This window comes from Yinghuangia seranimata, assembly GCF_029953285.1.
In the GTDB taxonomy this organism is placed as follows: Bacteria; Actinomycetota; Actinomycetes; order Streptomycetales; family Streptomycetaceae; genus Yinghuangia; species Yinghuangia seranimata.
This window is the reverse complement of sequence record NZ_JASAOI010000026.1, coordinates 99,533-113,412: the sequence shown is the minus strand read 5'-3', so window position 1 is coordinate 113,412 and position 13,880 is coordinate 99,533. Positions and strand designations below refer to the sequence as shown.

General features: G+C 72.4%; 10 protein-coding genes. 4 read left to right on the top strand and 6 right to left on the bottom strand.

Features of this window, described 5'->3' with window-relative positions:
* The first annotated feature begins 17 nt into the window (after window positions 1-17).
* A complete protein-coding gene (locus QI554_RS17825) occupies window positions 18-1,007 on the top strand; it encodes an SAM-dependent methyltransferase (RefSeq protein WP_281471011.1) in 990 nt (329 codons plus the stop codon).
* Window positions 1,008-1,071: 64 nt separating this feature from the next.
* A complete protein-coding gene (locus tag QI554_RS17820) occupies window positions 1,072-2,004 on the top strand; it encodes a DUF2797 domain-containing protein (RefSeq protein ID WP_281471010.1) in 933 nt (310 codons plus the stop codon).
* Window positions 2,005-2,083: 79 nt separating this feature from the next.
* On the opposite strand, the gene QI554_RS17815 is transcribed toward QI554_RS17820, so the two are convergent.
* The 3 genes from QI554_RS17815 to QI554_RS17805 form a co-directional block, all read right to left on the bottom strand.
* A complete protein-coding gene (locus QI554_RS17815) occupies window positions 2,084-6,256 on the bottom strand; it encodes an RICIN domain-containing protein (RefSeq protein WP_281471009.1) in 4,173 nt (1,390 codons plus the stop codon).
* Between the two features lie 203 nt (window positions 6,257-6,459).
* A complete protein-coding gene (locus tag QI554_RS17810; protein WP_281471008.1) occupies window positions 6,460-7,056 on the bottom strand; it encodes a cysteine hydrolase family protein in 597 nt (198 codons plus the stop codon).
* Between the two features lie 27 nt (window positions 7,057-7,083).
* On the bottom strand, window positions 7,084-8,328 hold the full coding sequence (locus tag QI554_RS17805; RefSeq protein ID WP_281471006.1) for an MFS transporter: 1,245 nt from the start codon (window positions 8,326-8,328) through the stop codon (window positions 7,084-7,086).
* Window positions 8,329-8,461: 133 nt separating this feature from the next.
* Here QI554_RS17805 and QI554_RS17800 point away from each other — a divergent pair, with 133 nt between their 5' ends.
* Window positions 8,462-9,397: a LysR family transcriptional regulator gene (locus QI554_RS17800; protein WP_281471004.1), complete on the top strand. Its 936-nt coding sequence runs from the start codon at window positions 8,462-8,464 to the stop codon at window positions 9,395-9,397.
* 70 nt (window positions 9,398-9,467) lie between these two features.
* Here the strand turns inward: QI554_RS17800 and QI554_RS17795 are convergent, their stop codons facing one another.
* Genes QI554_RS17795 through QI554_RS17785 form a run of 3 tightly spaced genes read right to left on the bottom strand, consistent with a single transcriptional unit; the run spans window position 9,468 to window position 12,609 of the window.
* Complete coding sequence (locus QI554_RS17795; protein WP_281471001.1) at window positions 9,468-10,706, bottom strand: CaiB/BaiF CoA transferase family protein; 1,239 nt, start codon at window positions 10,704-10,706, stop codon at window positions 9,468-9,470.
* 36 nt (window positions 10,707-10,742) lie between these two features.
* Window positions 10,743-12,110, bottom strand: coding sequence for a PH domain-containing protein (locus QI554_RS17790; RefSeq protein WP_281470999.1), 1,368 nt, complete (start codon window positions 12,108-12,110; stop codon window positions 10,743-10,745).
* Window positions 12,111-12,120: 10 nt separating this feature from the next.
* Window positions 12,121-12,609: a PH domain-containing protein gene (locus QI554_RS17785; protein WP_281470998.1), complete on the bottom strand. Its 489-nt coding sequence runs from the start codon at window positions 12,607-12,609 to the stop codon at window positions 12,121-12,123.
* Window positions 12,610-12,690: 81 nt separating this feature from the next.
* Here QI554_RS17785 and QI554_RS17780 point away from each other — a divergent pair, with 81 nt between their 5' ends.
* A complete protein-coding gene (locus QI554_RS17780) occupies window positions 12,691-13,842 on the top strand; it encodes an NADH-quinone oxidoreductase subunit D (protein WP_281470997.1) in 1,152 nt (383 codons plus the stop codon).
* The last annotated feature ends 38 nt before the right edge of the window (window positions 13,843-13,880 follow it).

The following is a 13,880-nucleotide window of genomic DNA, read 5'->3' as shown; positions in this document are numbered from 1 at the left end:
CTGTAGCGTCGTCGCCGATGAACACCTGGTCGACCTGGCGGGATGCCACGCACCGGGCCCTGTACGGGGCCGGCGGGTTCTATCTGCGGCCGGAGGGCCCCGCAGGACATTTCCGCACGTCAGTGCATGCGTCCCCGCTCTTCGCGGTGGCTCTGGCGCGGCTCGCGCGGGCCGCCGGGCTGCGCCGCGTCGTGGACGTGGGCGCGGGGCGCGGCGAGCTGCTGGTCGCCCTGCGGCGCCACGATCCGGCGCTCGCGCTGCACGGCGTCGACGTGGCGGCCCGGCCCGAGGCGCTGCCGCCGTCGATCGGCTGGGGCACGGAGGTGCCCGAGGACGAGCCGGCGCTGCTGGTCGCCAACGAGTGGCTCGACAACGTCCCGGTCGACGTCGCCGAGGTGGACGGGCACGGGGTCGCCCGGGTCGTCGAGGTCGAGTCCGGCACCGGCCGGGAACGGCTCGGCGCGGAGGTCGTCGGCCCCGACGCGGCGTGGCTCGACCGGTGGTGGCCGGTCAAGGGCGCCGAGCCGGGCACCCGGGCGGAGATCGGCGCGCCCCGCGACGACGCGTGGGCCACCGCGCTCGGCCGCCTCACCGCGAGCGGCGGCGGCCTCGCGGTCGCCATCGACTACGGCCACGACCGCACCACCCGGCCGACGCACGGCAGCCTCGCGGGCTACCGGCAGGGCCGGGTCGTCGAGCCGGTACCGGACGGCACGTGCGACGTGACCTGCCACGTCGCCGTCGACGCGGTCGCGGCGGCGGGCGAGGCGGCGGGCGCCGCCGGAACGGTGCACCTGTCCCAGCGCACCGCCCTGCACGCGCTGGGGGTCCAGGGCGGCCGGCCGCCGTACGAGCTGGCCCGCACCAACCCGCGCGCCTACCTGGCCGCCCTACGCGACGCGGGCGAGGCGGGCGAGCTGACGGCACGCGGCGGGCTCGGGGACTTCCGGTGGGTGGTCCAGGGCGTCGGAACCGACGTGCCGCGGGTGCTGGCGGGCGTGGGGTAGGACGAGGTCGCGGCCGCTTCGGCCGCTACGGCCGACCGACGGCATGACAAGGGAAGTACGTACGGTGACCGGCGAGACCACAACATCCGCGGACAGTCTCTCGGCCTGGCGACCGGTCGGGCTGCGGTGGGCGGACGGCTCCCCTGCGCTGCGCTGGGCCCGGATCTCGCCCGCCGCGACCGCCGACAGCCCGACCGGGCCCGGAGCGCCGATCGCCTTCACGGTCGGGGCCGACCGGCGGTGCATGGGGGTGTGGCGCCACGGGCGGGCGATTCCGTGTCCGGCGTCGGCCCTCCTCACGGCCTCGTCACGCAGCGACCAGTGCTCGGACTGCGCGGCGCTGGACCGCAGTTCGTCCGTCGCGGCGGACACGCGGCTGGACGACCCGCAGCCGTACCGGGTCTATCTCGCCTACCACGGGCCCGAGCTGGTGAAGGTCGGCATCACCGCCTCCGCCCGCGGCACCGCCCGACTCCTCGAACAGGGCGCGCTCAGCTCGCTCTTCATCGCCGAGGGGCCGTTGCCGGCGACACGGCGGGCCGAGCACGTCCTGGGATCAGCGCTCGGACTGCCCGACCGGGTCAAGACGGAAGCCAAGCGGCCCTCGCGGGTCGCGCCGGGGTCGGCGGAGGAGCGGGCGGCGCGGCTCACGGCCACCCGTACCGCGGCGCTGAAGGCCGCCGGGTGGCCGGAATCCCTCAGCTCGGACGAGGAGTTCGCGCCGATCGACCACTGTCCGGCGTACGCGCCGCCGGAATCGGGGATCGCGCCGTGCCCGGTCGTCGAACCGCTCGTGCCGGGGGTGACGGTCGCCGGTGCGGTGGCTCACGCGGTCGGGACGGACCTGTATCTGACGACCGCGCAAGGACTCGTGCTGCTCGACGTGAGGCTGATGAACGGCTGGGCGCTTACGCCCGCGTCGCCGGACGCCGCGTTCACGGCTCCGCTGCGGGCGCCCTCGGCCGAACCGCCGCCGGAGCCCGACGCGTTGTTCTGAGGCAGGAACGGCGGTGGCCCCGCCCGTTCACGAGGAACGGGCGGGGCCACCGGTTGTCATGTCCGCTTAGTTGGCGTGGTCACCAGCACTGCTGCGGCCTCGGCGGGCAGCCGGGGCTGTCCTTCTGGCGGGTGTTGGTGGTCCAGAGGAGGTTGTCCCCGAACACGGCCCCCGTCGGGTCCACCGACCAGAGGCTCAGGTTGCCGTCGGTGCCGACGTGCAGCTCGGGGTGGTCGCCCCAGCGGAGGCGGCCGCCGGTGTTCGTGGCCCAGCACTTGCCGTTCGAGCCGTTGTACACCGCGATGTCGCCGTTGCCCTCGACGGTGAACCGCTGGCCGCAGCCGGCCGTGTTGGCCGCCCACAACGCGAACGTGTGCTGCCTGCCGAACGCGTCATAAGCGTCGTAGTACAGAACGAAGTTCCCGTCGTTCTGCATCTCCAGATGGGTGTCGCCGTTCCAGAGCACAGATCCGCGGCACATCGTGTATCCGGCGTAGAGCGTGCCGCCGTTCTGCGTGCCCCCGGTCTGGCAGCCGGGCGGCGGATTCGTCGGTTGGGTGGGGTTGGTCGGCGGGTTCGTCGGAGGGTTTGTCGGTGGATTCGTCGGCGGGTTGGTGGGCGGGTTCGTCGGCGGCTGGGCGGGCGGCGGCGGGCCGTTCGTGACGCTGTCGAGGCGCCACTTCTGCCTGTCGCTGCCGTCACACGCCCACACGCCCAGCGCCTCACCGGAGTTGTTCGCGGTCAGGCAGGAGTTGTCCGTGTCGCTGGTGATCCAGAACCAGCCGCCTCCGGCGTCGTGGAACGCCCAGTGCTGGTTGGCGTTGCCCTGCATGTTCTGGATCAGGTGGGTGCGGTGCGTGCTCGGGTTGTGGTCCATGACCATGCCCTGGCCGGCCTGCGTTTTACCGTCGGTGAGCAGGGTCTCGATGATCCAGCGGCCACCCCCGGACTCCCAGAACGCCCAGCGCTGCGCGTCCTGGCCGTTCGCCGCCAGGGACTTGATCGTGGTCCCCGACGTCGTACGGGACATGTCCAGGTCGGCGACCATGCCGTTGTTGTTCGAACGCAGGATCGCCACCCGGTTGTTGCCCACGCCGGGCGGGTAGACGATCGGGCCGATCACCGGCGCGGGCGGCTTGGGGCCGTCCGCGGCGTTGTCGAGCCGCCACCGCTGCCGGTCGGTGCCGTCGCAGGCCAGGATCGCCAAGGCCTCCTGGGAGCCGGTCGCCGTCAGGCAGTTGCGGTCCGTCGCGCTGCTGATCCAGAACCAGCCGCCGCCCGCGTCGTGGAACGTCCACTGCTGGTTGGCGTTGCCGGGCATGTTCTGGATCAGGTGCGTGCGGTGGGTTCCGGGGTTGTGGTCCATGACCATGCCCTGGCCCGGCTGCGCCTTGCCGTCGGTGAGCAGCGTCTCGAAGATCCAGCGGCCGTTGCCCGCGCCCCACATCGCCCAGCGCTGCGCGTCCTGGCCGTTGGGGGCGAGGGACTTGATCGCGGTTCCGGCCGTCGTACGGGACATGTCCAGGTCGGCGACCATGCCACTGTTGTTCGAACGCAGCGTCACCACGCGGTTGTCGCCGACGCCCGGAGGCACGACGGACGGGCCGAGGTCCTTCGGCGGGGGCGGCGGGGCCTCGGAGACGGCACCCAGGCGCCACTTCTGCCGATCGGTTCCGTCGCATGCCTGGATCGCCAGCGCCTCCTGGGAAGCGGTCGCTGTCAGGCAGTTGCCGTCGGTGTCACTGGTCACCCAGAACATGCCGCCGCCGGCGTCGCGGAACGCCCAGTGCTGGTTGACGTTGCCGGGCATGTTCTGGATCAGGTGCGTGCGGTGCGTGTTCGGGTTGTGGTCCATGACCATGCCCTGGCCGGGCTGGGTGGTCGGGACGGTCAGCAAGGTCTCCAGGATCCAACGGCCGTTGCCCGCGTCACGGAACGCCCAGCGCTGCGCGTCCTGGTTGTTGGGGGCGAGAGCCTTGATCGCGGTGCCGGCCGCCGTACGGGACATGTCCAGGTCGGCGACCATGCCGTTGTTGCCGGAGACCATCAGCGCGACCTGGCCGGCGCGGACGGGCGGGGCGACGACGGGGCCGGTGCCGGGCTTGGGGGTTCCGGGGTCGGTGGGGTTCGTCGGGTCGGTCGGGTCGGTGGGGTCGGTCGGGTCCGGCTTGCACGGGTCCGGACGATCGGGCTCGGTCGTGGGCTGCTTGGGCTCCGTCGGGATCCTCGGCGCGTTGGCGGCCGTCGACGGCTGGGGCACGTTCGGCATGTTGGGCAGCGAAGGCCACGGGATGCTCGGGAAGTTCGGGATAGACGGCCAGTGCCACCACGGGAAGCTCGGCAGGCTCGGCCAGCCGAACGGCGGTATCACCGGAGCGCCCGGCCACGGGATCGGCGGCATGTCCGGGTGGCCCGGCCACGGCACGTCGGGATTGTCCGGGACGGACGGCCACAGCACGCCGTCGAATCCGGGCACGGTCGGCCACGGCAGCTCGGGATGGTCCTTCACCACCGGCGGCGTGGGCTTCGGCAGGCCGGGGACGACGACCGGGGTGCCGGGCTTGTCCCCGTCGGGCCCGTTGCCGGGCAGCGGAAGCACCGGCCACGGCACGTCCTTCCGGCCCGGCATCGGCGGCCACGCGATGTCGGGATGGTCGGGCACGGCGGGCCACTTCGCCTCGGGACTGCCCGGGATCGCCGGCCACGTCTGCTGCGGCAGCGTCGGGAAGCCCGGCCAGCGGATCTCGGGCAGGTCGGGGTGGCCCGGCATCGGGATGTCCGGGTAGCCGGGCACCGCGGGCCACGGGATCGCGACGTAGCCGGGGATGGACGGCCACGTCAGGTCGGGACGGTCCTTCACGGTCGGCCATGTGGCGGTCGGGAAGCCGGGGACCGGCTTGGGGTCGGGCTTCGGCGGCTGCGGCGTGCACGGGACGTCGAGCTTCCACCGCTGCGACGCGCTGCCGTCGCAGGCCTTCGCGGTCAGCCCCTTGCCCTGCTCGCCGGCCATCGTCAGGCACTGCTGGTCGGCGGCGCTGACGACCGTGTAACCGCCGTCTCCGGTGTCCTTGAGCGACCAACGCTGGTTGGGCGCGGGGGCCGGCTTGCCGGCGGCGTCCTTGTCGACCGGCCACAGGATGCCGGTGTGGGTGTAGAGGTCCTGCTGGAGGACCATGTCCTTGGCGAGGGCGGACTCGAGCGTGTACGTGCCGTCCTGCGCGGCACGGAACGTCCAGTCCTGCGAAGCGGTGCAGTTACGGGCATACGACTGGACGGTCTGGCCGTTGCTGGGGACGCCGCTTCGGACGTCGAGGTCGAACGTCGGACTGTAGGCCGAGGCCTGCGCGGAGAGTTGGACCTTCACGCCGTCCTGCGGGCGAGGCGTCTCGGTCTCCGCCGCCATCTCCTCGACCGCGAGCGCGTTCTGCGCGGTCGGCGTCGCGGCCGGCGTCGGGCACGTGGTCCCAGGCCGGGTCAGTTTCCTGCACTCCGCGAATTTCGGGGCGGCGAGCGACGACTCGTTGGTCACATACGTTTCCGGGGTCCAGCCGAGGTCGGCGAGCTCCTGGGCGGTGATGTCGTGCGCGGACTGCTCGTACAAGACGTTGGTGCGCCAGTCCGCGGAGACGAACTGGATCGGCCCGTCCGTTTCCTTCTTTGTGACGGGGTCGACCTGCGAGATCATCCGGACGAGTTTGGCGCCGAGGACATCGCCCGGCCTGATGCGGCCGATCGCCGCCCATTCCTCTTCGAGGGCGAGGTTCACGCCTCCGACGAAGTCGTAGGCGAACTGGTCGGGCACGTAGAACATATTGCTGTTGAACCGGACCGCGAACACCCAGCCCTCGTGCAGGTATTCCTCGGTGTCGCTGCCCGGTCGGACGATGCGCGCGCTCTGGTCCATGGTCGCGAACTTCATCGCCTGCTCGATGTTCCGGCTGGTGCTGATGTACCCGGAACTGCCGGTGCCGTGCCCGGTGGACGTGTCGCCCTTCACGTGCGTTCGGAGGTCGTAGTCCCTGCCGCGTGCTGTGAAACCGTACTGGAACACGTAGTCGGGCGACTTCTGCACGTTGAGCACGGGCTCGGCACCCGGCACGCCGCGGTAATCGCCGTCGACCCGCCTCGTTCCGTCGTCGGCCTGGTAGCGGGCGACGCCCCGGAACACGTAGGTCGGCGGGTGGTCGTTCTGCAGGGTGCTGAGGCACGGGTGCAGATCGGCCGGCGCCACCGCCACCGCCCGCGTCCCCACCGCGGGCACTGTGAACAGTGCCAGCAGGAGCGCCAACGCCAGTGTCAGCGCGGGTGGTTTCCCTCGTTGTCGGACACGCCTGTACGCACGCGTCGGCGCCACGGGCCTCACCTTCCAGTGGGATTCGGCCCGTCGCCGCCGATGGCACGGACCCGCCGCGCAGCGTCACCCAGCGCGATAAACATCCGCTGAACCCGCCGGTCTCACGCGAGGAGCGCGCGCAACCCGGCCGTGTCGATCAGGTGGGCCAGGCGCGGGAACACCCCGGTCATCAAGGCCTGGTGGGTGTGCGGGTCCGGGTCGGCGACGGCGTCGGAGAGGACGTAGAGCCGGTAGTCGCGGTCGGCCGCGTCGGTGAGGGTGGACAGGACGACGCCGCTGGTGCTGATTCCCGCGACGACCAGGGTGGTGATCCCCCGGTCCCGGAGCCGCGCGTCGAGGTCCGTCGTCGACAGCGCGCCGAAGCGGGTCTTGCGGACGGTGATGTCGCCCGCCTCGGGAGCGAGTCGGGGGTGGAAGTCCGCAGCGGCGTCCGCGTGGTGCATGAGGCGGTGCTCGGCCAGGACGGAGAAGGACTTGTTGGCCGACGGGACCGCCGCCCAGTCGGGTTCGGTGAATCCGACGCGCACAAAGGCGATCACGGCGCCGTGCGCCCGGATGTCGGCGACGGCCCCGGCGACGCGGGACAGCAGCGCTTCAGGGTCGGACGGGCCGGGGAGCGAGGCGAGGATCCCCTGTTGGTAGTCCATGACGAGCAGTGCGGTCGTGCGCGGGTCGAGCGGCGGTATCGGGGCGGTCATGATCTCTCCTTGGAGGTGAGTGCGCGCTCAGGCGCGGCTGGGCGCGGACTCCGGCTCGGCGTGGGGTGCCGCGGCGCGCCGGGGAAGCAACAGCGGCGTCGCCAGCAGGAGTACGCCGGCCAGGCCGATGGCGGTACGCGGCCCGAGCAGGGCGCCCAGCACGCCCCATACGGCGGTGAGGAGCGCGGTCGTGGCCTTGGTCGTCACCGACCAGGCGGACAGGGTGCGGGCGACCCGGTCGTTCGCGGTGCGTTCCAGGCGGTAGGTGGCGGAGACGGGGTTGAAGACCCCGCAGCAGAAGATCAGGCCGAGTTCGACGCCCATCACGAGCAGCAGGCCGCCGGTGCCCGGCCCGATGAAGGCCAGGCCGACCGGCCACACCGCGCGCAGCGTCGCGGTCGCGGTCAGGACCCGGTGCTGCCCGAAGCGGGTGACGAGCGGTCGGGCCAGCCGCGAGCCGAGGAGTCCGCCGATCGCGGGTGCGGCGAAGGCGAGGCCGTACTGCCATGGGGCGAAGTCGAGTTGGCGGAGCATCAGGACGGCCAGCAGCGGTTCGGCGGCCATCACCAGGCCGTTGAACAGGGCGGTGTTGAAGAACAGCGGGCGGAGCGTGGGGTCGGCGAGGATGTACCGCCAGCCGTCGAGCAGGTCGCCGGCGCGCATGCGCGCGGCCTCGCGGCGTTCGGGCCGCGGCTCGTCGCCGCCCGTCGCGCGGATGCCCAGGGCCGAGAGCAGGTAGCTTGCCGCGTCGGCCACCACGGTCGCCACGGGGCCGAGCAGTCCGATCGCCGCGCCGCCCAGCGGCGGCCCGATGATCGTGGTCGTCCAGGCCGTGGACTCGAACCGGGCGTTGGCGACGAGCAGGTGCTCGCGCGGCAGCAGCGTCTTCACGTACGCGCCGGAGGCGGCGCGGAAGGTGATGTCGGCGGCCGCGACGACGACCGAGACCAGGAGGAGCTGGACGAAGGTGAGCACGCCGAGCGCGTACGCGGCGGGGACGGTCAGCAGTGCCGCGCACCGCGCCAGGTCCGTGCCGATCAGCACGGGCCGCTTGCGGCGGAACTCCACCCACGGGCCGAGCGGCACCGCCACGACCGCGCCCACCGCCGCTCCCACGGCGGACAGCGCCGCCACCTCGGCCGGCCCGGCGTGCAGGACCTGGATGGCGATCAGCGGGAACGCCCCGAAGGCGAGCCAGGTGCCGAGCGCGCTCGTCCCGTACGCCGCCCACAGCCATCCGAACGACCGCCCCAAGCGGTTCCCGTGTCCCATCCCCGACCCCCTTGCCGCCCGCCTGCACAACCGATCCGCGATCGGAAGCATCAAAGCGAGCGGTAGGTCCTGGGATCAAACAACCGAGAGGACGCCTGGCCACAACCTGTGGTTGTGCCCTTAGGGTGTCGGCATGGACCTCGACGCCGTGCGGACCTTCGTCGTCGCCGCCCACGCGGGGCGCTTCCAGGACGCCGCCACCGACCTGGCCGTCACCCAGCAGGCGGTGTCCAAGCGCATCGCCGCGTTGGAGCGGACCCTCGGCGTGCGGCTGTTCACGCGCACGCCGCGCGGCGCCGAGCTCACGATCGACGGGCAGGCGTTCCTGCCGCACGCCCGGGAACTGCTGCGCGTCGCCGAGCGCGCGGTCGAGTCCGTGCGTGCCGGCCGCCGTCCGCTGCGCGTCGACATCCTCTCGTCGCGCGGGGCGGGGTCGGGCCTGATGCGCGCCTTCCACCGGGCGCACCCCGACACCGACCTCGACGTGGTGATGCTGTTCGAGATGGACGCCGCCGTCGCCGCCATCCGGTCCGGCACGATCGACGCGTCCTTCCGCGCCGTCGGCGTGCCCGGCCGGCCGCTGCCCGACGACATCACGTCCGTCCGGGTGCTCGACGAGCGGCTCGAGCTGCTCACCGGCCCCGGCCACGCGCTGGCGTCCGCCCGGTCGGTGACCGTCGCCCAGCTCGCCGGGCACCGGATCTGGATGCCCGGGCTCGTCCCGGGGACGGAGTGGACCGCCTACTACGACGACCTCGTCGCCGAGTTCGGCCTCACCATCGAGGCGACCGGCCCCAACTTCGGCTCCGACGCGCTCCTCGACACCGTCGCCGACACCCCGGCCCTGGCGACCTTCATGGGCGACCAGACCCGGCTCGTCTGGCCCGCGGGCCACGGCCTGCGCCGCATCCCGGTGACCGACCCGGCGCCCGTGTACCCGCACTCGCTCCTGTGGCACCGCGACAACCCGCACCCCGGGCTGGCCGCGCTCCGCGCCCACCTCGCCGCCACGGCGGCCGGCGTCGGCACCACCGGCACCTGGGTGCCGGACTGGACACCCGAGCCGTGAAAACGCGAACGGCCGGGGCGGGTGGGCCGCACGGCCCGTCCCGCGCCCGGCCGGCGCGATGCGGTGGAGGTCAGCTCTTGCCGAGGGCGCCCGCGTCGCGGAGCTCGGCGATCTTGGCCTCGTCGTAGCCGAGGAGGTCCGCCAGGACCTCGTCGCTGTGCTGGCCGATCGTCGGGGCCTTGAACGGCCGGGGCAGTTCCTCGCCGACGAAGTGGATCGGGGAGGAGAGCTGGTCGGAGCCCAGCTCCTCCTTGGGGAACCACGTGAAGCGGTGCTGGAACTGCGGGTCGGCGGCGATCGTCTTCGGGTCGTTGACCGGCGCGATCGGGGTGTTGGCCTCGTTGCCGAAGGCCAGCCACTCGAGCGACGTGCGGGTCTCGAAGATCTTGCGGAGCTCGTCGCGCAGTTCGAGGTTGCCCACCGCGTGGTCGGCGTACGTCGAGCCGGGCCACTTCTCGAACAGGTCGGGGCGGCCGACGGCCTCGCAGAAGTTCTTCCACAGCGACTGCTCGGACGCCATGAACAGCACGTAGCCGTCCGACGACTTGTACATCTGGTAGCGGACGCCCTCGGTCATGCCGGCGGTGCCCGGGGCGCGGCGCACGTAGTTGTCGGTCTTGTTGCCGGTGACCTCGGACTCGGGGCGCTCGTAGGCCTTGTACGTCTCGCTGCGCAGCCAGTCCATGGCCGCCGCGGCGTCCGACTGCGCGATGTCGATCTGGCCGCCGACGCCGGTGGCGCGGGCCCGGATGATCGCCGCGAGGACGCCGAGCGCGCCGAAGAGCGGGCCGGCGTGGATGCCGATTGAGGCGTGCTCCGGCGTGTACGGGTGGCCCTCGTCGGTGAACGCCGGCTTCACGACGCCCGCCCACGTGTCGTACGCCACACCGTGCGACGGCATGTCGCGGTACGGCCCGGTCGCGCCGTAGCCCGAGATCGTGCAGAAGACGATCTTCGGGTTGATCTCCTTCAGGTCCTCGAACCCGATGCCGCGCTTGGCCAGGCCGCCCGGACGCATGGCCTCGATGACCGCGTCGGCGTCCTTGACCAGTTCCTTGAACGTGGCCACGGCCTCGGGCTTGCGCAGGTCGAGGACCAGCGACTTCTTGCCGCGGTTGATGTGGAGGTGCATCAGCGAGACGCCCTCGATGATCGGCCACGTCATGTCGCGGATGTAGTCGCCGTTCGGCGGCTCGATCTTGATGACTTCGGCACCGAGGTCGACCAGGGCCGAGGTGATCGCGGCGGGGCCGAGCATCGAGCATTCGATGATCCGCACTCCGGCCAGCGGGGCTGGCACCTGACTCATCGTGACCTCCCGGAGAATATGACGATGCGTCAGATATTAGCGACGGTTCCCCTCAGGGGAACCCCCGGAGGCCGCAGACCATCTGTGAGGCCCCTCTCCCCGGCGCCCGATCCGGGACCGTTCGGCCTGCTCGTCGACCAGCCGCGCCGCCTCGACGGAGTCCCGCAGCGAGGCCGTGACGTGCACCGGGCCCGGCGTCGAGTCCAGGTGGACGGTCGCCAGCCCGAGCAGCCGCTCGAAGGGACCCTGGGTCCGCCGCACGCTCTGCACCTTCGCGTGCGGGATCACGTCCGTCTCCCGCCGCAGCACGCCGCGCCGTGCCACGAAGACCTTGTCGTCCGCCCCGCACCGCATGCCGAGCCGCCGCACCGGGCTGTGCCAGCGCGCCCGCTTCGGCACGGGCGTCAGCGGCACCGCGTCGACGTCCACGTCCGGCAGGATCCGCCCCAGCACGCCCAGCGCCACCGCGCGCGGCGCGACCGGAAGCAGCGTGGACTCCTGGTGCTCGTTGTCCTCCCGGTGCCCGTAGCCCGCGATGTTGACCTCGACGCGCACCCATCCCTTGGGCCGCCACAGCAGCGGCTGCACGAGCCGCACCGCCTGCACCCGCCCCGGCGGCACGGTCTGGTGCCGGTGCTCGATGAGCCCGTGCGCGAGCCGCAGCCCGTCGGCGGACTCCGACAGCGTGAAGTCGAAGTAGCGCAGCACCCGCCCGACCGAGAACTGCCACGCCGCGATCAGCAGCGGGATGAAGCCGAGCAGCAGCGCCGAGCTGTGCGTGCCGATCGCGAAGCCGATGAGGACGAACGAGGGGACCAGGAACATCCACGTCCCGAACGACAGCAGGACCGACCCGATCAGCACCGGCATCGGCACGACCACCAGCGGACGCTCCGGCGCCTCCCCCGCGTCCGGACGCACCCCCGCCGCCCGCGCCAGCAGCTCGGCCCGCAGCGCCTGAGCGTCGGCCTCGCGCACATAGGCGAGCGACCCCTCTGCCGAGTCCCCGCCCGCCACCTGCAGCTTCAGCTCGGCCAGCCCCAGCAGCCGGGCGATGAACGGCCGCACCACGTCGACGGCCTGCAGCCGCCCCAGATGCACGTGCCGGGTCCGCCGGAACAGCACCCCCGAGTCGATCCGCAGGTCGTCGGCCTCGATCCGGTACACCGTGAACGCCCAGCTCAGCAGCCCCCACAACAACGCCGCGACGAACACCGAGCCGGCCACGGCCGCACCGAGCCGCGTCTCGTTCGTGCGCGCGGCGTGCTGTCCGAAGACCGCGATGACCAGCGCCATCGCCTTCCATCCCCGGGCCACCGGGGTGAGCGGATGGAGCCGCCGCGGCACCGCGTTCCCGCCGGGCACACCCGGTCCCGACACCGCAGCGTCCTGGTCGATCGCCATGCGCCGCCGCCTACAGTCCCGCGGAGCGGGCCTCGCCGCGCTCGGCCAGCCGGTCGCGCAGCCGCGCGGCCTCCTCGGGCGGCAGCCCGCGCACCACGGCGTCGGTGGCCGCCGACGCGGTGTGCAGCTTGATCTTGGCGATCCCGAAGCGCCGCTCGACCGGCCCGGCCGTCACGTCGACGAACTGCATCCGGCCGTACGGCACGACCACGAGCCGCCGCCACATCACCCCGTGCGCGATCAACAGGTCGTCGGCCCGCTCCGCGTACCGCCACGACCGCTGGTTGCGCCGCAGCGCCACGACCGCCCACACCAGCACGACCGCCAGGAGGCCGCCGATCAGCCCCGCCAGCCAGGTCCCCACGAAGATCCCGCCGACCACCGCGCCCGCCACGCCGAGCGGCACCGCGACCACCAGCAGCACGAACCGCCGGACCCGGAACAACTGCTCCGACACGGGGTGCCATGCCGCCTCGGGCGGGGCCAGCGCGTGATCCATGGCCCAAGCGTAGGTCGCCCCATCGCGGACCGTTGCCGCACATTCCGGGCAGGAATCCGGTTCCCTGGCAAAATCGCTGACATGACAGAGGCCACCGTTGGCGTCGGGATCGGCGCGGACCAGCTCGACACCACCGACATGGTGCTCAACATCGGTCCGCAGCACCCGTCGACACACGGGGTGCTGCGCCTGCGCCTCGTGCTCGACGGCGAACGCATCATCACCGCCGAGCCGATCATCGGCTACATGCACCGCGGCGCCGAGAAGCTGTTCGAGGTGCGCGACTACCGGCAGATCCTGGTGCTGGCGAACCGGCACGACTGGCTGTCCGCGTTCGCGAACGAACTCGGCGTCGTGCTCGCCGTCGAGCGCATGCTCGGCATGGAGGTGCCGGAGCGCGCGGTGTGGGCGCGCACGCTGCTCGCCGAGCTCAACCGGGTGCTCAGCCACCTGATGTTCCTCGGCTCCTACCCGCTCGAACTGGGCGCGATCACGCCGATCTTCCACGCGTTCCGGGACCGCGAGGAGATCCAGGCCGTCATGGAGGAGATCTCCGGCGGCCGCATGCACTTCATGTTCAACCGGGTCGGCGGGCTCAAGGAGGACCTGCCCGCCGGCTGGCTCGGCCGGGCCCGCGCCGCGGTCGCCGGGGTGCGCGGGCGCGTGCCGGTGCTGCGCGACCTCGTGCACGGCAACGAGATCTTCCGCGCCCGCACGAAGGGCGTCGGGGTGCTCAGCCGCGAGACGGTGCACGCGTACGGCGTCAGCGGCCCGATCGCCCGCGCGTCCGGCGTCGACTTCGACCTGCGCCGCGACGAGCCCTACCTCGCGTACGGCGAACTCACGGACGTGCTGCGCGTGGTCACCCGCGAGGAGGGCGACTGCCTCGCCCGGTTCTCCTGCCTGATCGACCAGGTGGAGGTGTCGCTCGATCTCGCGGACGCGTGCCTGGACCGGCTCGAGACGCTGCCGCCCGGGCCGATCAACCTGCGGCTGCCGAAGGTGCTGAAGGCGCCGGAAGGGCACACGTACGCGTGGACGGAGAACCCGCTCGGCGTCAACGGCTACTACCTGGTGTCGCGCGGCGAGAAGACGCCGTGGCGGCTCAAGCTGCGCTCGGCGTCGTTCAACAACGTGCAGGTGCTGTCGGAGCTCCTGCCGGGCACGCTGGTCGCCGACATGGTCGCGATCCTCGGCTCGATGTTCTTCGTCGTCGGCGACATCGACAAGTGACCGGTACATGACGGTGGGCGGGGCCTTTCGGCACCCGC